General features: G+C 60.4%; 18 protein-coding genes. 8 read left to right on the top strand and 10 right to left on the bottom strand.

Annotated elements, in window-relative coordinates; all coding sequences use genetic code 11:
• Positions 1 to 66 precede the first annotated feature (66 nt).
• Together FHU41_RS10345 and FHU41_RS10340 are read right to left on the bottom strand one after the other, a co-directional pair.
• Positions 67 to 492: a VOC family protein gene (locus tag FHU41_RS10345; RefSeq protein WP_179389588.1), complete on the bottom strand. Its 426-nt coding sequence runs from the start codon at positions 490 to 492 to the stop codon at positions 67 to 69.
• Positions 493 to 623: 131 nt separating this feature from the next.
• Positions 624 to 1,301, bottom strand: a complete 678-nt coding sequence (locus tag FHU41_RS10340; protein ID WP_179389587.1) for a TetR/AcrR family transcriptional regulator — start codon at positions 1,299 to 1,301, stop codon at positions 624 to 626.
• 152 nt (positions 1,302 to 1,453) lie between these two features.
• On the opposite strand from FHU41_RS10340, the gene FHU41_RS10335 reads away from it, so the two are divergent.
• The 4 genes from FHU41_RS10335 (at position 1,454) to FHU41_RS10320 (ending at position 6,124) form a co-directional block, all read left to right on the top strand.
• Positions 1,454 to 2,818: a flavin monoamine oxidase family protein gene (locus FHU41_RS10335; RefSeq protein WP_179389586.1), complete on the top strand. Its 1,365-nt coding sequence runs from the start codon at positions 1,454 to 1,456 to the stop codon at positions 2,816 to 2,818.
• 1 nt (position 2,819) lies between these two features.
• Positions 2,820 to 3,707 carry a universal stress protein gene (locus FHU41_RS10330; protein ID WP_179389585.1) on the top strand — a complete coding sequence of 296 codons (888 nt, stop codon included), beginning with the start codon at positions 2,820 to 2,822 and terminating at the stop codon, positions 3,705 to 3,707.
• A gap of 1 nt (position 3,708) precedes the next feature.
• Positions 3,709 to 5,241 (top strand): APC family permease, encoded by a 1,533-nt coding sequence (locus FHU41_RS10325; protein ID WP_179389584.1) that lies wholly within the window; start codon positions 3,709 to 3,711, stop codon positions 5,239 to 5,241.
• A 172-nt stretch (positions 5,242 to 5,413) separates the two neighbouring features.
• Positions 5,414 to 6,124, top strand: a complete 711-nt coding sequence (locus FHU41_RS10320) for a queuosine precursor transporter (protein WP_179389583.1) — start codon at positions 5,414 to 5,416, stop codon at positions 6,122 to 6,124.
• Here FHU41_RS10320 and FHU41_RS10315 read toward each other — a convergent pair.
• The 6 genes from FHU41_RS10315 to FHU41_RS10290 form a co-directional block, all read right to left on the bottom strand.
• The gene (locus FHU41_RS10315) at positions 6,121 to 6,639 is read right to left on the bottom strand and encodes a mycothiol transferase (RefSeq protein ID WP_179389582.1); all 519 of its coding nucleotides are present in this window, start codon (positions 6,637 to 6,639) and stop codon (positions 6,121 to 6,123) included. The two genes, FHU41_RS10320 and FHU41_RS10315, sit on opposite strands and share 4 nt — an antisense overlap.
• Positions 6,640 to 6,663: 24 nt before the next feature.
• Complete coding sequence (locus tag FHU41_RS10310; RefSeq protein ID WP_179389581.1) at positions 6,664 to 8,460, bottom strand: gamma-glutamyltransferase family protein; 1,797 nt, start codon at positions 8,458 to 8,460, stop codon at positions 6,664 to 6,666.
• A 191-nt stretch (positions 8,461 to 8,651) separates the two neighbouring features.
• A complete protein-coding gene (gene tgt, locus FHU41_RS10305; protein WP_179389580.1) occupies positions 8,652 to 9,899 on the bottom strand; it encodes a tRNA guanosine(34) transglycosylase Tgt in 1,248 nt (415 codons plus the stop codon).
• Between the two features lie 87 nt (positions 9,900 to 9,986).
• A complete protein-coding gene (locus FHU41_RS10300; RefSeq protein ID WP_179389579.1) occupies positions 9,987 to 10,532 on the bottom strand; it encodes an NUDIX hydrolase family protein in 546 nt (181 codons plus the stop codon).
• Between the two features lie 105 nt (positions 10,533 to 10,637).
• On the bottom strand, positions 10,638 to 11,381 hold the full coding sequence (locus FHU41_RS10295) for a VOC family protein (RefSeq protein WP_179389578.1): 744 nt from the start codon (positions 11,379 to 11,381) through the stop codon (positions 10,638 to 10,640).
• Positions 11,381 to 11,539 carry a ribbon-helix-helix domain-containing protein gene (locus tag FHU41_RS10290; protein ID WP_179389577.1) on the bottom strand — a complete coding sequence of 53 codons (159 nt, stop codon included), beginning with the start codon at positions 11,537 to 11,539 and terminating at the stop codon, positions 11,381 to 11,383. The genes FHU41_RS10295 and FHU41_RS10290 overlap by 1 nt, the downstream gene beginning before the upstream one ends.
• Positions 11,540 to 11,605: 66 nt before the next feature.
• On the opposite strand from FHU41_RS10290, the gene FHU41_RS10285 reads away from it, so the two are divergent.
• Together FHU41_RS10285 and FHU41_RS15405 are read left to right on the top strand one after the other, a co-directional pair.
• Positions 11,606 to 12,205: a YdeI/OmpD-associated family protein gene (locus FHU41_RS10285; RefSeq protein WP_179389576.1), complete on the top strand. Its 600-nt coding sequence runs from the start codon at positions 11,606 to 11,608 to the stop codon at positions 12,203 to 12,205.
• A 110-nt stretch (positions 12,206 to 12,315) separates the two neighbouring features.
• Positions 12,316 to 13,062 (top strand): phosphatase PAP2 family protein, encoded by a 747-nt coding sequence (locus FHU41_RS15405; protein WP_179389575.1) that lies wholly within the window; start codon positions 12,316 to 12,318, stop codon positions 13,060 to 13,062.
• Here the strand turns inward: FHU41_RS15405 and FHU41_RS10275 are convergent.
• A complete protein-coding gene (locus tag FHU41_RS10275) occupies positions 12,959 to 14,035 on the bottom strand; it encodes a glycoside hydrolase family 76 protein (protein ID WP_179389574.1) in 1,077 nt (358 codons plus the stop codon). The two genes, FHU41_RS15405 and FHU41_RS10275, sit on opposite strands and share 104 nt — an antisense overlap.
• 138 nt (positions 14,036 to 14,173) lie before the next feature.
• On the opposite strand from FHU41_RS10275, the gene FHU41_RS10270 reads away from it, so the two are divergent.
• Together FHU41_RS10270 and FHU41_RS10265 are read left to right on the top strand one after the other, a co-directional pair.
• Complete coding sequence (locus tag FHU41_RS10270; RefSeq protein ID WP_343046305.1) at positions 14,174 to 14,977, top strand: 3-hydroxyacyl-CoA dehydrogenase; 804 nt, start codon at positions 14,174 to 14,176, stop codon at positions 14,975 to 14,977.
• A gap of 98 nt (positions 14,978 to 15,075) precedes the next feature.
• Entirely contained in the window at positions 15,076 to 16,194 is a 1,119-nt protein-coding gene (locus FHU41_RS10265; RefSeq protein WP_246279664.1) for an acyl-CoA dehydrogenase family protein, read from the top strand.
• 19 nt (positions 16,195 to 16,213) lie between these two features.
• Here FHU41_RS10265 and FHU41_RS10260 read toward each other — a convergent pair whose 3' ends face one another.
• Positions 16,214 to 16,999 carry a DUF1684 domain-containing protein gene (locus FHU41_RS10260; protein ID WP_179389572.1) on the bottom strand — a complete coding sequence of 262 codons (786 nt, stop codon included), beginning with the start codon at positions 16,997 to 16,999 and terminating at the stop codon, positions 16,214 to 16,216.
• Between the last annotated feature and the right edge of the window lie 18 nt (positions 17,000 to 17,017).

The raw sequence follows: 17,017 nt of genomic DNA, 5'->3' as shown, positions 1-17,017 counted from the left end.
GGGGTTGCTTCTAAGAGTCCAATGACTCTTAGAAGCAACCCCGACCGGAGCCTGGATTCAGGCAGATTACTGCTGTGCGCCAGTGATGTTGACTACCCAGGCAATGCCGAACTTATCGGTGAGCATCCCGAAGGTGTCGCCCCAGGGTGCTGCCTCCAGGGGCATGGACACGGCGGCACCGTCGGAAAGCTTCTCCCAGTAGCCACGCAGCTCGGCTTCGTCCTCGCTGGGGCTGCTGAGCGAAACCGAGAAGTTATTGCCGGTCTTGAATTCGCCCATGTGCGCGGGGGTGTCCGAGGCCATCAGGGTGAATCCGCTGGAGGTTTCCAGCTGCGAGTGCATCACGAGGTCGGCCTCGGAAGCCTCGACGGGAGCCTGGAAATCACTGAAGGTGCTGGAGGTCAATTCGCCGCCAAAAACGGACTGGTAGAACTCCATGGCAGGCTTGGCGGTGTCCTTGAAGCTTAGGTAGGGGTTAAGACGTGCGGTCATAATGAATACCTCCGGTAAACGAGTAGATGCTCAGATCGTACAACGCGGTGGAACCCTCCGTCATCCGACCTTGGACAGTTGTCTAGAAGGTTGTCTAAAAGGAAGGGAGAGATTTGCCGGGAAGCCTCGCCTTAGGGGCGTTCGCTGCGTGATTTGAGGCCTAAAATCATTGCTTCGAGTCCAAGCTCAAAAGCTGGATTCGCGGAGTAGCGGCCATAGATTTTCTCCCGTGCGGAGACCGCTTCGGCAAAGGAAGGGGCCTGTGGCGCCAGGTGCCCGCAGTCGAAGATATTCTCTGGAGCTGTCACATCGAAGGCTGAGCCATAAATGAAGGACTCCAGTGCGACGACGGCGTTCACCACTTCCGCTTCCGGCCAGGCTGCCCGGCGGAAGCCGGCGGCCACCGCCTCATAGATTCGCAAGGTCTGCGGGGAGTCGGTGATCGGTTGGATGGCGATCAGCGGGATCAATGGAGTGTGATGGGCGAAGACATCCCGGTAGGAATGTGCCCAGTTGCGGACCGAAACGTCCCAGGGCTCGCTTTCGAAACTGCTCACATCAACCAGGGACATTAGGTGGTCCTGGACCAGAATGAGCAGATCCTGTTTGGAGCGCACATGGTTGTAGAGCGCGGAGGGGGCAACATTTAGGCGTCGGGCAAGCGCGGACATGGTCAGTCCCTGGTACCCCTCTTGGCGTACCAGCTTGAGCGCTGCCTGGGTGATTCGTCCTCGTTCGAGGACTGCTTTGACCGGTCTTCCCACACGCCGTTTGGGCAGTTCCTCCAGCCCTGCGGCCGATTCCGTCATTTTCTTCCCTTCACGGCGATGCTCGGTAATCGATTATTGCATCGAAAAATTACCCCTTGTCCTTTGCTGTTCGGTCACGTAGGATTCGGAACAAATGAATCAGATTCATTTTATGAGTCTTCTCACATCTTCTGCATACCTGAAGGGTAGCCATGAGCACACTGACAAGAGATGTCATCATCGTCGGCGCTGGACCGTCCGGTCTAAGCGCGGCTCGGCAATTGAAAAAAGCCGGCCTAAGCGTTGCGGTGCTCGAAGCTCGGGACCGGGTCGGCGGCCGCACCTGGACCAACACCATTGACGGTGCGGTCTTGGAAATCGGTGGTCAGTGGGTTTCCCCCGACCAGACCGGACTGATCGGCCTACTCGAAGAACTCGGCCTGGACACCTTCAGCCGTTACCGCGAAGGCGAGTCCGTCTACCTCGCTCCGGACGGGAAGCGCACCCGCTACACCGGCGAGATGTTCCCAGCCTCCGAACACACGGTGGCCGAGATGGAACGGCTCACCGTGATCCTGGACGAGCTGGCCGCGCAGATCGGCGCGGAAGAACCTTGGGCACATCCGCTGGCGCGAGAGCTGGACACCATCTCCTTCCACCACTGGCTCCGCCAGCAGTCCGATGACGAGGAAGCCTGCAATAACATCGGCCTGTTCATTGCCGGTGGCATGCTGACTAAACCCGCGCACGCCTTTTCCGTTCTGCAGGCCGTGCTGATGGCAGCCTCCGCCGGGTCCTTCAGCAATCTGGTTGATGACGGATTTATCCTGGATAAGCGGGTAATCGGTGGCATGCAGCAGGTTTCAGAAAAGATGGCGGCCGAACTGGGCGACGATGTGCTGCTGAACGCGCCGGTGCGCACCATTCGCTGGAGCGAGGATTCGGTGCTGGTCGAGGCCGACGGCGTATCGGTCACCGGGCGCAAGGTAGTGATGGCGGTTCCGCCGAATCTGTACTCCCGGGTCTCCTTCGATCCGCCGCTGCCACGCCGCCAGCATCAGATGCATCAGCACCAATCGCTTGGCCTAGTGATCAAAGTGCATGCCGTCTACAAGACCCCCTTCTGGCGCGAAGATGGCCTCTCCGGGACCGGCTTCGGCGCGGCGGAGATCGTGCAGGAAGTGTACGACAACACCAATTACCAGGACGCTCGTGGCACCTTGGTCGGTTTCGTCTCCGACGAGAAGGCCGACATGGTATTCGCGCTCAGCGCGCAAGAGCGTAAGGCCGCAATCCTCGAATCCCTGGCCAGCTACCTTGGACCGCAGGCGGCGAACCCAGAGGTGTACTACGAATCCGATTGGGGCTCCGAGGAATGGACCCGCGGAGCCTATGCCGCGAGTTACGACCTGGGTGGTCTGCACCGCTACGGCGCGGATCAGCGCACCCCGGTGGGGCCAATCCATTGGTCCTCATCGGACCTGGCAGCCGAGGGTTACCAGCATGTGGACGGAGCGGTCCGGATGGGGCAAGCTACCGCCGCGGTGATTGCCGCCAAACTCAAAGTTCGCAACTGAGATGCGTTACGTCGTCGGCTATTCCGCCAATCTGCGCGGTCGCGAGGCACTCAGCTTGGCCATCGCCTTGGCCAGGCGGCAGGATGCTGAACTAGACCTGGTTCTGGTGCTTCCGGAGGAATCGCCCTTCAACGCTGCCTACCCACCCAGCTCCGGCTTTGATGCGACCCTGGAAAAACAGGCTCAATCCTGGCTGGATGAAGCCTTGAAGTCTGTTCCGGCAGATATTGTGGCTCGCGGTCACCTGCGCGCCGCAGAATCTGAACCCGAGGCGTTGAATGCCGCTGTCGAAGAGTTTCAGGCTGCTCTGTTGGTGGTGGGAGCCGCTAATCAGGGGCTGTTCAAGCGTTTCACGGTGGGCAGCACGGTAAGTGCGCTGCTGCACTCGGCGAGTGTTCCGGTGGCCCTGGCCCCCGGTGGTTACCAGAACCTCGACCCGATCACCCGGCTCAGCTGTGGAGTTGGCACCAGGCCTGGTGCCAACGAGGTGCTGAGCCTGGCCCTCGATACCGCGGCCAGGCGGGCGCTACCGTTGCGGCTAATCTCGCTTTTGGCTCTCGATCAGGACCCTGCCGAAAGTTCGGCGAGCAATGTCCAGTCAGCGGCCCGGGCCTACCTGCAAGACAAGCTCGACGGCGAACTAGCCTCCCGCTCGGACTCTTCGGCTCTGCAGGTGGTCATCGAGGTGGCACAGGGCCGCAGCATCGAACAAGCAGTGGACACCCTGGACTGGCAGCCCGGGGAAGTCTTGCTGATCGGCTCTAGCCGATTGGCTCGAGCGCATTCGCTGTTCCTGGGTGGCACGGCGCAAAGCATTCTACGTGCGCTGCCGGTACCCATGATCGTGCTTCCGCGTGGTCAGAATCCATCAGAATCAACTAGAGGGTGATATGAGCGAGACGAAGGCGTCTTCAGCCCAGGGCACAGCGGATGAGCCGAGCGGTCTGAGCGAAAAAGGTTTGAAAGCCGGCTCGGTGGGCCTGCTCGGTGCGGTGGTCATCGGGATTTCCTGTATTGCCCCCGCCTACACCCTGACGGCGGCCTTGGGGCCGACCGTTTCGGTGGTTGGAGTGCATTTACCGGCGATCTTCCTGGTCGGATTCATTCCCATGTTGCTGGTGGCCTTCGGCTACCGGGAACTCAATAACGCGATGCCGGATTCCGGTACCTCTTTCACCTGGGCTAGCCGAGCTTTCGGCCCTTGGATTGGTTGGATGGGAGGCTGGGGCCTGATCGCGGCGACCATTATTGTGCTCTCCAATCTGGCCGCCGTCGCCGTCGACTTCTTCTATCTCATGCTGGCGCAGATTTTCTCTAATCCGGAGCTGGGGGAATTGAGCAAGGTGTTGCCGCTCAATATCGCCACCACTTTCGTCTTCATCGCGCTGGCCTGCTGGATTTCCTATCGAGGGATGGAGACCACCAAAAGTTTCCAGTACGTGCTGGTAGCTTTCCAGTTGCTGGTGCTGGGGTGGTTCGCTATTTCGGCATTTATTCATGTCTCCTCCGGGACCGCTTTCGACGCCACCGCAATTAGCCCGGACTGGTTCAACCCCTTTGCGGTCAACTCCTTCTCTGAGTTTGCGGCCGGGGTTTCGCTCTCGATCTTCATCTACTGGGGCTGGGACGTCACCCTGACCATGAATGAAGAGACCAAGAACCCGAAGAAAACCCCAGGACGTGCGGCGACCCTTACCGTGATTATCATCGTGGTGATCTACCTCGTGGTTGCGCTAGCTACGCTCTCCTTTGCCGGTATCGGTGATACCGGGCTGGGGGCGGGGAACCCGGATAATCAGGCGAGTATCTTCGCCGTACTGGCGGGTCCGGTAATGGGTCCGTTCGCGATTCTGATGTCCTTGGCGATTCTTTCTAGCTCGGCAGCGTCCTTGCAGTCCACTTTCGTTTCGCCGGGTCGTACCCTGCTGGCGATGGGGCACTATCAAGCGCTGCCGAAATCGTTGGGCAAGATCAGTCCAACCTACAAATCCCCCTCGGTGGCTACTATCGTCTCGGCCATTGCCGCTGCGGTGTTCTACGCCGTCACTCGGATCATTTCGGAAAACGCGCTCTGGGACACCATTACCGCCCTCGGTATGATGATCTGCTTTTACTACGGCATCACCTCGCTGGCCTGCGTTTGGTATTTCCGCAAGCGCTGGTTTGATTCGGTCCGCGGATTTTTCTTCACCTTCCTCTTCCCGCTGCTGGGCGGCGTGATTCTGCTGGTGATGTTCGTCAAGACCGCGATTGACTCGATGGATCCGGCCTATGGCTCGGGTTCTGAGATCGGCGGGCTTGGCCTGGTCTTCATCCTGGGGATCGGCGTCATTCTGCTCGGCGCGGTGTTGATGCTGGTGATGTTCCTGCGCAAGCCCGAGTTCTTCCGCGGCAAGGTGCTGGCCACCGGGGTAGCTCCGTAGCTCGTGACGTCGCGACGCCGCAACGCCGCAACGCCGCAAAAACGCTACCGTTTCCCCTTTATGCACCCGTTCTTAGGCGCGCAAAAAGGGGAAACGGTAGCCGATATGAGTAGAATAGTGCGCGGCCTGGGTGCAGACGGGTCTCCCTGACGTACTAGCAAGAGGACCCTCGATGAACCCCACCGCACCCGCCCGCTACGCTTCCCTGGGTAGCCGCTATTTTGGCATTCTGATGGCCGTGATGGCGGTGATCGTGGTGCTCTCCGGAATCGGCGCGGTCAAGGGCGTGCAATTTGGCCCGATCCTCACCGACGGTGCCTTCTTCCTGTTTCCCTTTGCCTACATCCTGGGCGATGTGATCAGCGAAGTCTATGGCTTTAAAGTAGCCCGTCGCGCGGTATTTACCTGCTTCGCGCTCTCTCTTTTCTCCACGTTGTGTTATTGGATCATCATCATCCTGCCGGGCTTCAACGACGGCTCCGGCCAGGATCGGCAGGCTGCCCTGGAGAACGTACTCGGCCCGACGCCGATCCTTGTAGCGGGCTCACTCGTTGCCTTCGTGTCCGGGCAGCTAGTCAACTCGTTCATTATGTCGCGACTCAAGGCCCGGCAGGGCGAGCGACGGCTCTGGGCGCGTCTGCTGGGTTCCTCCGGTGCCGGGGAACTCGTTGATACGCTGATCTTTTGCACGGTGGCTGCCCCGATTATTGGGATCACCGGCGTCGGTGGCTGGGCTAACTACGTGTTTTTCGGCTTCGTCTACAAGGTGGCCGTGCAATACCTACTCGTTCCGGTCACCGCCGTAGTGATCGCCTGGATCAAGAAGCGCGAGCCCAGCTACGGAATCGAAGCTGCCGAGGCCACGCCCAGCATCGCGAGCTAGCTGCTCAGCATGCCCTTGGCATAGGCTGCCTGGCCGACGTGCTGCGAGCAATCGGAGAGCACGCTGACTAGCCGGACACCCAGAGTTACCGGAGGATTCCAGCGCTGATCTACCACTCGGTCCAGGTCCTGATCGCTCAAATTCTTGATGAAATCGAGGGTCATCTCGTGTACTGCAGCGTGATATTTGGCGAGTAACTGCGGTCCTTCAAAGACCACAGATGCCGCCTCATCCGGGTTATGTCCGTAGCCGGTATCGCGAGGGGAGAGCGGTAGCCCGGCGCGTTCGGCGAAGCCTCCTTGAGTCCAGAGCTGCTCAGTGCCCACCACGCCAGCCAGATGATCGTCCTGAACCCTGCTCAGGTGCCAGATTAGCCAGCTAATTGAGTTGGAACGCTCCCGGCGCTCCGCCGCAGGTTGGGTGTTCATGGTCTGAGTAGCCAGGCCATTCAGCACGTCTCGGACCTCTTCGTCGATCCGGTTGAAAGCATCGGTCAATAGTTCGGCGGTGTTCATCGCGGCCTTCCTGTTCCTGGGTTCCTAGCGTCCTGAGGCGTAGCCCTGCATGCCGCGAGGGTTCGCCGCTGCGTAGAACACCCCGGTATCTGGATTGATTCCGACGGCGGAAAGCCGGCCCAGTGACCAGCCTCCCGAGCGGTTGATTCGGTGGCCGCGACGCTCCAACTCCTCGATCACCTCAGTACCGAGTCTGTCCTCAAGCACCGCGCCTGCGGGTTCCCAGGTTCGCGGCCAGAAAGAACCGGGAATTGAGGTGGTGTGTAATGCGGGCGCATCGATGGCCTGCTGCGGCTGGTAACCACCCACCAAGGTGCGGAGCAGGTAGAGCAGTTGCCATTGGTCCTGCTGATCCCCGCCAGGAGATCCTAGGGCGGTTATCGGCTTGCCGTCCTTGAGCACCAGGGTCGGAGTGAGAGTGGTGCGCGGTCGTTTACCGGGGGTTAGCGTTGCCGGGGAGTCTGCCTCCAACCAGTTCATCTGTAAACGGGTCCCCAGGCAAAAGCCGACCTCCGGGATATAAGGCGAACTTTGCAGCCAGCCTCCCGAGGGCGTGGCCGAGATGATGTTGCCCCAACGGTCGATCACATCGAGGTGACAGGTATCGCCCCGGGTTTCTCCGGTCGGACGAACGGTGGGCTCACCTACCCCGGAGCTGGTGTCTCCCATGCCGGAAGAGGCATATTCAACACGCAAGGGCGGGGTGAAAGGTGTGAGGCCTTCCAGCTGGCCGGGCCGAAACTCCTCCGAGGCGGTCTCTGTGATCAGTGTGCGTCGCTGGTCTGCATAATTGGCTGAGATAAGTTCCTCAATCGGAATATTATCCGAGTCGCCATAGTAAGCCTCACGATCCGCATAGGCCAGCTTCTGCGCTTCCAGGATATTGTGTGCTCCGCCTGCGGTGGAGGGATCTATTTCGACTGCCTCGAAACCGTCCAGAATCCGCAGTGTCTGTAACAGAGCGGGCCCTTGACTCCAGGGGCCGGCTTTAGCGATGGTGTGGCCGCGGAATTCGATGCTTACCGCTTTTTCGTAGCTTGCCTCAAAGGCTTGGAAGTCCGCTGCGGTTATCACCCCAGCGTGGTCGCTGCCGGAGGAGTGCCGATGCGGCTGGGCGGCGAACTCGGCAACTGCTCTGCCAATTTCGCTTCGCCAGAGCATTCGAGCAGTGTCGATCCCCGCTTCCCGCTCGTTTTCCGAAGCGGCAGCGGTCAGTTGTTGCAGGGTTCGCGCCCAAGCTTCATTGCGGATCAGTTCGCCGGGCTGCGGCACCTTGCCGTCCGGTAGCCACTGTTCAGCCGAGGTGGGCCAATGCTCAATAAATAGCTGCTGGACGGTTTCGATGGTTCGGCAGACGCCGACCGCTACCGGATGCCCATTCCGAGCGTAATCAATCGCGTAGTCCAGAATTTCAGGAAGCGACCAACTGCCGTGGTCCCTGAGCAACAGGAGCCAGGCGTCGACGGCGCCCGGCACCGCAGCGGCTAGCGCACCGGAGCCGGGAACTAGCTCCAGCCCTTCGGCCAGATAGTGTTCGCGGCTCGCCGCGGCCGGAGCGGGGCCTTGGCCCATCAATACCTGCGGTGTGGGATCCTCGGCGGTTGCGAAGATGCCGACTAGGTCACCGCCCGGGCCATTCAAATGCGGTTCAACCACATGCAATACGAAGGCTGCGGCGGTGGCCGCATCGAAGGCGTTCCCGCCGCGCTCCAAGACGGACTGGGCGGTCGCCGTCGCCAGCCAATGAGTGCTGGCGCTCATTCCAAAGGTGCCCTGCAGGGTGGGTCGGGTGCTGAAGTTCGACGGTGCCGTGAAGCTCATAAGGTCAACCTACCAACAACCCCACCCCCAAAATCCAACCCAGCTGTCCCAGTGGGTGTGACCAATGATGCAGATGTGCCGAAAAAACTTGCACATCCGTCACTTCTGTCACATCCAGTGGGATAGCTGGGTAGCGGACCAGGGGTAGCGGACTAGGGGTAGTGGGTTAAGGAGGGGGGCAGGTGGTGGGGCTAGGGGGTGTAGTAGTTGCCTAGGGTCTCGGCCTTGAAGTCGAAAAAGCTGCCGTCGTCGATGGCTTTCCGGGCGTCATCAACCATTTTGACCACGAAACGTTCATTGTGGATGGAGATGAGCGTCGCGGAGACCATCTCCTTGGCCTTGAACAGATGATGAATATAGGCCCGGCTGTAATTGGCGCAGGCATAACAGTCGCAACCCTCCATGAGTGGGCCGAAGTCGCGCTTGTACTTCGCGTTGGAAAGGTTCTTCCGTCCATACGGGGTGTAGAAAGCCGAATTTCTGGCCACCCGAGTGGGGGAGACGCAGTCGAAGGTGTCCGCCCCATTTTCGATGGCCACGAAAATGTCATCGGGCTCGGAAATGCCGAGCAGATGCTTAGGCTTATCCTCCGGCAACTCTTCACAGCACCAACGCACAATGGTGCCCAGATTCTCCTTCTCCAAGGCCCCGCCGAGGCCGAATCCGTCGAAATCCATAGCCCCCAGATCGCGGCAAGCCTTGCGCCGCAGATCCTCATACTGGGCACCCTGAATTACCCCAAAAAGAGCCTGATACGGTTTCTCGGCCCGCTCTACGGTGAGTTTTTCATGTTCGGTAATGCAGCGTTCGGCCCAGAGCCGGGTGCGCTCCAAGGCGTTCTCCTGGTAACCGCGCGAGTTGTGCAGGGTGGTCAGTTCGTCGAAGGCAAACATGATGTCCGCGCCCAGCTGATGCTGAACCTGCATCGAAACCTCGGGGGTAAAGCGATGCCGCGAGCCATCCAGATGGGATTTGAACCAGACCCCGTCGTCATCGATATGAGCCAGCCGCTCGCGCCCAGCCGCCACCCGGTCATCCGCGCCGGAATTATCCACCGCGTCCATATTGATCACCTTTTTGAACCCGGAACCCAGGCTCATCACCTGGAAGCCGCCGGAATCGGTGAAGGTAGGGCCGCGCCAGTTCATAAACTGGCTCAGCCCACCGGCCGCATCCACGATCTCCGGTCCGGGCTGAAGATAGAGGTGATAGGCGTTGGAGAGCAAAGCCTGAGCGCCCAACCCCGCCATCGATTCAGGCAATACGGCCTTGACCGTAGCCTTGGTGCCGACGGCGATGAAGGCCGGGGTTTGGATCTCTCCGTGCGGGGTGGCGATGGTTCCGGTGCGGCCCAGGAACTCTTTCCCTGAGGAGTCCGTGGCTGCGGCGGTTTCGTTCAGCCGGGAGCCGACGGTGAAGCTGAAATCTGAATGTGACACCCGGCTATTCTCTCAGGCCGCGGCGGGATGGCCGACGACGGCCCGGTGCGGGCGCGTTGTCGGTTCAGGTCGAACTGGTCCTGCGAGTTACTGCGAGATGCTAATTCCGGCGTAAGCCAGCGCCTGGCGCACCAACTCACCTCGGCCGCCGTCGAACTCTGCCTGAACACCAGGACTGAGCACGTCCTGTGGGGTCATCCAGGTTAGCTCAAGAGCGTCTTGCCGGGGAGTGCATTCACCCGTCACCGGAACGACATAGACCAGTGCGACGGCGTGCTGCCGTTCGTCGGTGAAGTTGGTTTGCGATGGGGCCGGGAAATATTCGGCCACCGTGAAAGGTACCGGGCTGATCGGCAGTTGCGGGAAAGCCATGGTGCCGAGGTCCTTTTCGATATGCCGCAAAAGCGCTGCCCGCACCGTCTCCCGGTAAAGCACCCGGCCGGACACGAGCGAACGGATCATGCTGCCATCCTCGTCGGCGCGCAACAGCAGGCCGACCTCGTTGACGTAGCCCAGTGGGTCCAGCCGAACCGGTACTGCTTCCACATAGACCATGGGCAGTCGGTTCCGCGCTTCGTAGAGATCTTCATCGGATAGCCAACCGGGATACGGGTCGGGGGTGCGTACGCTCATGGTTCAGTTCTACCGGATATTTCCTCTCGAAGTCCGAGCCGCGGCCGTCTTTGCCGAATTTTCACCGCAGTTTCGGCGGCAGGCGGGAGCTTAAAGCGCCTGGAATCAGTGCTTGAGGTAGCCGTAGTTATCGGTCTGGTTCTCCTCGTTGATCCAGATCGTGGGGCCGGTCGGATTGTTCGGCAGCTCCTGAAAATCCGGGTTTGGCAGATGCAGGGTGCGTCCGTATGTTTCATCGATGATGTGGGAAGTGAAGCCACGTTGGGATAACTGCTCTTGTAGCTCCTCCAGGGCGCCAAGGTAGCCGAATCCCAACTCTCCGTGCCTGGGGGTAGGTGCGGTGTGCACCAGGATCTTCCCACCGTTCTTCGCGGTGAAGTCGTCCACTCTGCCGTTGATCGCGGTGGCTACCGGGATTGCCCCGATATTGCGCAGATCCTGTGCGGCTCCGGCGACGTCCGAGGTGTACCAAAGGGTGTTCACGGAGAGCAAAGGATTCGCCCCGGCAGTGGCTTCCCATTGTTCGGAGGGATCAACCAGGAATTGAAGTCCGTCGCCGCCGGTGACCTGGACCGTAGGTCCATGCGCGGCCTGGATGAGCTCGGCCTGAGTGCCCGCCTCCCTGGTCCTGCTGGCAAAGACCTCCAAATCGCGAGCCTCGAAGCCTAGGTAGGTCACGCCGTCGTCCGCCGATTGGGCTTCCACACGATGCAACGCGAGCCTGCCCTGCCCGGCGCTGAATTCGAGCCAGTCCTGCTCAGCCAGGTCATTGACCAGGCCGAGGGCATCGAGAAGTGGCAGGAAGGCTTCCACTCGGGAGGTGAAATGGATGGGTCTGACTCGAAGCATTATTCAGTTTCTCCAGTTCCTTCGGTTTCCAGGTAGTGGCGCAGGGCCTTTTCCACCAACGCCGAGAGGCTCATGCCTTCATCCACGCCGCGGTGTTTGATATCTCGAATCAGTTCAGGGGGTAGGTACACATTGAACTGAGTCTTGATTTCGGTCATAGCTAGAATGCTAGCAAGCTAGATCATTACGGACAAGACCCGATTCCAGCCCGTAGGATGAGGCGCATGGTCGGTGAGATAACTGAACTACTACTTCCGGACGTTGAGCATTGGCGTAGCTGGCTGCTGGAGAACCAGGCCACCAGCTCGGGCGTTTGGCTCGTGCTGCATAAGAAGGGTGGCGCGGTCACCGAGTTGAGCTACGCGCAGGCGCTCGATGAGGCGTTGTGCTTTGGCTGGATCGATGGGCAGAGCAAATCGCGTGACGCGGAGAGCAGCTATCGACGGTGGACCCCGCGTGGTGCAAAGAGCATCTGGTCGGTGCGGAACACCGAGATCGTTGAAAGACTGGAGCGGGAAGGCAGAATGCAGCCCGCGGGCCGGGCCGCGGTGGATGCCGCCAAGGCCGATGGGCGCTGGGGCCAAGCCTATGCGCGTTCAACCGAGGCGGAATTGCCACAAGACTTGTTGATCGCGATTGCGGCCAATCCGGCGGCGCAGGAAATGTTTGAAGTGCTCAATGCGAAGAACCGTTTTTCCCTTTACTTCCGGCTTAGCCAACTCAAAACCGAGGCAGCCCGGCAACGTAAGATCGCGGGGTTTGTGGAAATGTTAGCTCGGCACGAGGCGCCCCACCCGCAACGGGCGGCCCCGCAGGGCGACTGACTCTGTTTCGCTTCGCGGAGAACTGATAGGGCCCGGAATCTGCGCCGGAATCCTGGCTGAGCAGGCGCCGAGTACAGCGCTCGCTCAGCTTTCTCAGGCAGGATATAGCTGTGATCCCTAGCCTGCCGAAACAGCGTAAACCCGCGCTGCTGACCGCGGCCCTGCTGCTTGCACTGGGGCTGGCCGGGTTCGTTGCGGTGCTGTGGATGGCCAGGAGTTCCACCGGACTGGCCGCAATAGACGGCCCACTGTTCCACGATTTACTGCGCGAACGCAGCTCCGGTTGGACGGCGTTCTTTGCGGTAGTGAGCACCTTGGCATCACCTCCGTGGCTGGCCAGCATCGTGATCTTTGGTGCGGCGATCTGGGCTTTCTTCAGCCGGTACTGGTGGCGTCCCGCGCTCTGGGTGGCCGCGATGGCGGTGAGCGCCGCAGTTTCGAATATCATCAAGCATCTGGTGGGAAGGCATCGTCCGCCGATTGCGGATATGGCCACCGGGGCCAACCACTCCTACTCTTTTCCCTCCGGGCACACCCTAGGCATCTCGGTGTTCATCTTCACACTGGCTTATTTAGTGCTCAGCAGGAGATTCTCCGCTGGACGCTTGCTGGTCTGGCTGCTGGGCGCCGTCGTGGGGATTATTCTGGTCGGTCTTAGCCGGATCTATCTCGGCTACCACTGGCTGACCGATGTGAGCGCCTCGGTATTACTGGCGGCAGCGTTTCTAGGCATCGTGATCCTGGTGGACGTGTTCAGGCCGAAGCGAGCCGATATGCCATTTCGAAAATCATCCACGCCTGCAACTGAACCGACAGAGGAACCGCAGAACCCGGCGGATACGAACGATCAGCGCTGAGCTGAAGATCCTTGCTGAAAAGTGCGGGCCCTGCCGCCGAGCGGGACGCCCATAATGCCTCTGCCGTGTTGAGTACCATCCGGCGCGCGGCGGCTCGGCTGGCCGGGGGTAGCAATTCCTGCCGGGCAGCGGTGGCTAGATGGCGAACTAGGATTCCGGTGAACAAACCAGGGTCGCCTTCGCCATGTAGGCGCAGCACACCATCCTGGCAAAGACCGCGTTCGACGCCGAGGATCAGTTCGGCCGCATGGTCAAGATTGTCGGTGGTCGGCAGTGCGCACAGGGCGGCCAGTACTGGCCCCTGGTTATAGCTCCAGATGGTGTCTTCGCGTTCCGGACCGCTCGCCCTGAGGTGCACGCCGTCGATATAGAGCCCGAGTTCGGCCTGCCACAGCTCGCGCCGCATCCAATCCAGGATGCGCTGGGCAAGGGGCCCGTCGCCGGTGCGGGCAAAGTAAAGTGCCCCGGGTCCGTTGACCGCCGAATTTTTGTAGTCGCGGCGTTTGGACCAGTACATTCCGCCGCCCAGCTCGGTGCTGAGCGCGCTGTGCAGCTGCTTCCCTAAAACCCTTCTGATGGCGCGAGCTTGCGGGAACGGCTTGCCTTCCGCCTTCCGGGTCAGGGCGTTCGCTCGGAGGGAAGCCAGTGCGAGCCAAGCCATATCGTCGAAATAGCTATTCCGCAGTCTGAAGAAATTACGCAGCCAGATGGTGCGCGGGAATGCCTTGGCTTTTTTCAGGATATTCCGGGACGCGGCTGATCCAGCCGTTTGAAACTCGCGCCAGCCGGCGTCAATCAAACAATCCAGGTAATGAGCCTGCCACCAGTAATGCCACTCTGTGCCCGAGCGCGTTCCGGTGGAGATCCGCCCCAGCCAGGTTCCTGGCAAGCCCAGTAAGCGATGCCCAAAGCGGAGGTCCACGGCCTCGGCTGCGCTCGCGGCCCGGCTAGCCCACTGCTGCGCACTTGTCATGGCAACACCCTAACCGTTCCATAGGGGTGTCCCGGACCGGCGAGGGAGTGCCAGGCATTGGCAGAGCTGTTAACCCTACTCCTCGGTACTTAGTTCTCAGTTAGGATTCATTAACGGAAGAGAATCCAAGGAGGACTTGTGGACCTGAAAAGCTTGGCTGCCGAGCACGCGACCGCACTGATTACCGGGGGCGCATCTGGCTTGGGTGCGGCTACCGCGCGCAGGCTACATGCCGCCGGACTGTCCGTTGTACTGATCGATTTGCCGCAGTCGAAAGGGGCTGAGCTGGCCCATGAACTCGGGCTGATCAGGGAGAAGAGCGCGGTCTTTGTGCCCGCCAACGTGATCGACGATGAGCAGGTCAAGCAGGCAATCAAGATCGCCAGCAAACTGGGTCCGCTGCGTGTGGTGGTTAACTGCGCCGGGGTTGCCACCCCAGGCAAGGTCCTGGGCCGTGAAGGCGTGCTGCCGATGGAAGCCTTCGTCCGGGTAATCCAGGTCAACTTGATTGGCACCTTCAATGTACTCCGGCTGGCTGCGGCTGAAATGGCAGCCTCCGAGCCCTTGCTCGGGGAGTTTGGTACTCAGGAGCGCGGTGTCATTGTCAACACCGCTTCGGTAGCCGCTTTTGACGGCCAGATTGGCCAAGCTGCTTATTCGGCCTCCAAGGGTGCGGTAGCTTCGATGACCCTCCCGGTAGCCCGCGAACTGGCCAGATCGCTCATTCGTGTGATGACCATCGCACCGGGCATTTTTGAAACACCGATGATGGCAAGCTTGCCGCAAGCCGCACAGGACTCCCTGGCCGCCCAGGTACCGCACCCCTCCAGGCTCGGTAAGCCCGAGGAATATGCCGCGTTGGTGGAGCATATCGTGGCCAACGCGATGCTCAACGGCGAGACCATCCGCTTGGACGGCGCGATCAGGATGCAACCGAAATGACAGTTCCGGGCGAGTTATCCAAGTCCGAGTTATCCAGGTCCGATCTACCAAAGTCCGATCTCCCCAGGCTCGATCTCCCCAGCGCGGATTTCTTCTCGATGGAGTCCGGCCTGACCGGCTTCGAGCAGCAGAAACTGGCTCGACTGCGGGAGTTCCTTGCCGAAAAAGTGGCACCGTACTGCGTGGACTGGTGGAATGCGGCGGAGTTCCCGGAGCAGATCCTGCCGGAATTAGCGAAGCTGGGACTCTCTACCGCCATTCAGCAGGGCTATAGCCCCCTCTTCTCCGGATTGGTGATTGCCGAGATGACCCGGGTGGACACCTCCTTGGCCACCTTCTTCCTGGTCCACCACGATCTTTTCGTCGAGTCCCTTTACCTCTTCGGCAATGATGATCAACGCGAGCGTTATTTGGCCGACGCCCTGGCCCTGCGGACTACCGGCGCCTTCGCCCTGACCGAGCCGGAACATGGCTCCGATGTAGCCGGTGGAATGACCACCACGGCGCGCCGCGACGGTGATGGCTGGCTGATCAACGGCTCCAAGCGTTGGATTGGCAATGGCACTTTTTGTGATCACATGCTGCTCTGGGCTCGTGATGCGGAGACCGGGGAGATGCGTGGCTTCATTCTTAATGCCGAACTGCCCGGGGTCACTAGGGAAAAGATCGAGAACAAGATCGCCCTGCGCACGGTGCAGAACGCACACATTCTGCTTGAGGATGTTCGGGTCTTAGAGGCAGACCGGTTTCAGGGGATCAATTCCTTCAGGGACACCAATGTGCTTTTGCAGGGCTCCCGGGTGATGGTGGCCTGGCAGGCGGTTGGCCAGCAGCTAGGCGCTTTCGATATTGCCAGGGACTATGCGCTGAACCGTCTGCAGTTCGGCAAACCCCTGGCCTCCTTCCAATTGGTGCAGGCTCAATTGGTGAAGATGCTCGGCAACGCCACGGCCTCGCTGGCGATGATGGCACAACTCACCTCGCTGCCGGAGATGAGAATGGATCAGGTGGCGCTGGCTAAGGCCTTTACCACCGAACGAATGCGGGAGACGGTGGCAATGGGCAGAGCAATACTGGGTGGCAATGGCATTGTTACCGATTACCGGATGGCGAAATGCTTTGCCGATGCGGAAGCCATTTTTACCTACGAGGGCTCCCACGAAGTAAACACCTTGATCACCGGCCGATCGATTACCGGGATATCCGCTTTCCTCTAGGAATTGCCGCCGCTCTTGCTCAGAGCGTCTTTTCCCCGGCCTTCACCGGCACGTCCAGACGGTTCTCCGGCACGGGTTGCGGGCAGGTGCCGTAGGCGCTGAAGCCGCTGGGCCAGTTCAAGGCGTAATTGAAGTCGAGCTGAACGCTGCCTTTTTCCGCCGAACTGTTCTCCGCCGGGGCCGCAACGCTCAGGAAGCGCCAGCCTGCCGTCTCCTGACCATTGCTAGAATCGTAAAAATTCAGTAGCAAGCCGCCCCCGCTGCGTTCCGCGAGCAGGGTGTGTCCTTGACCGCCGAGCTGGAAGCTGATCTCACCGACGATATCGGTGTGGCCCGGAACGCGAGGATTGGCGGTGCTGATCTCTCGGGTTTGCGGGGCTGGGTAGGGCTTGAAAGTACCGACGACGGCGAAGCTCGGGTCATAGTCGAAGGTTGGCACCGCGCTGAAACCGGTCAGTCGAGGTGCCTGGGAGTCCCTGGTTCGGATGGCGTAGCGACCGCCACGCTTGGCCAGTTCGATCAAGATGCTGCCGTAACGAACCCAGTTCAGCGACTCGTTTTCCTCGAGCTCGGCGTTGATTGTGCCGTTCACGGCCTGCCCGCCGTGAACTAGTTCCAAGCCGTCCTGGGGCCCGGCGCTGAGCTGAGCCCCGCCGTCGTCCGCGCTCCAGTATCCCGGCACCAGCTCCAGCGGTCCGGACGCCTCGGGGAGCCATTGCAGGGAGCTGAGACTCAGCCAGCCGTGCGGGCTAGGCAGGGTGCGGTTGCGTTCCTCGCGGAAGCTTTGCCAGGACTGATTGCTCATAACTTGGCCAACTTCCCG

It is taken from the genome of Psychromicrobium silvestre, assembly GCF_013408295.1.
GTDB lineage: Bacteria > Actinomycetota > Actinomycetes > Actinomycetales > Micrococcaceae > Renibacterium > Renibacterium silvestre.
The sequence above is the reverse complement of the archived record's forward strand: the minus strand, read 5'-3'. Positions and strand labels throughout refer to the sequence as shown.

Coding starts and splice junctions, on each gene's coding strand:
- FHU41_RS10260 (WP_179389572.1), bottom strand. CDS start 16,999: ATGAGCAATCAGTCCTGGCAAAGCTTCCGCGAGGAACGCAACCGCACC.
- FHU41_RS10295 (WP_179389578.1), bottom strand. CDS start 11,381: ATGCTTCGAGTCAGACCCATCCATTTCACCTCCCGAGTGGAAGCCTTC.
- FHU41_RS10290 (WP_179389577.1), bottom strand. CDS start 11,539: ATGACCGAAATCAAGACTCAGTTCAATGTGTACCTACCCCCTGAACTG.
- FHU41_RS10300 (WP_179389579.1), bottom strand. CDS start 10,532: ATGAGCGTACGCACCCCCGACCCGTATCCCGGTTGGCTATCCGATGAA.
- FHU41_RS10310 (WP_179389581.1), bottom strand. CDS start 8,460: ATGAGCTTCACGGCACCGTCGAACTTCAGCACCCGACCCACCCTGCAG.
- FHU41_RS10275 (WP_179389574.1), bottom strand. CDS start 14,035: ATGACAAGTGCGCAGCAGTGGGCTAGCCGGGCCGCGAGCGCAGCCGAG.
- FHU41_RS10265 (WP_246279664.1), top strand. CDS start 15,076: ATGGAGTCCGGCCTGACCGGCTTCGAGCAGCAGAAACTGGCTCGACTG.
- FHU41_RS10315 (WP_179389582.1), bottom strand. CDS start 6,639: ATGAACACCGCCGAACTATTGACCGATGCTTTCAACCGGATCGACGAA.
- FHU41_RS10330 (WP_179389585.1), top strand. CDS start 2,820: ATGCGTTACGTCGTCGGCTATTCCGCCAATCTGCGCGGTCGCGAGGCA.
- FHU41_RS10320 (WP_179389583.1), top strand. CDS start 5,414: ATGAACCCCACCGCACCCGCCCGCTACGCTTCCCTGGGTAGCCGCTAT.
- FHU41_RS10340 (WP_179389587.1), bottom strand. CDS start 1,301: ATGACGGAATCGGCCGCAGGGCTGGAGGAACTGCCCAAACGGCGTGTG.
- FHU41_RS10325 (WP_179389584.1), top strand. CDS start 3,709: ATGAGCGAGACGAAGGCGTCTTCAGCCCAGGGCACAGCGGATGAGCCG.
- FHU41_RS10285 (WP_179389576.1), top strand. CDS start 11,606: ATGGTCGGTGAGATAACTGAACTACTACTTCCGGACGTTGAGCATTGG.
- FHU41_RS10335 (WP_179389586.1), top strand. CDS start 1,454: ATGAGCACACTGACAAGAGATGTCATCATCGTCGGCGCTGGACCGTCC.
- FHU41_RS10345 (WP_179389588.1), bottom strand. CDS start 492: ATGACCGCACGTCTTAACCCCTACCTAAGCTTCAAGGACACCGCCAAG.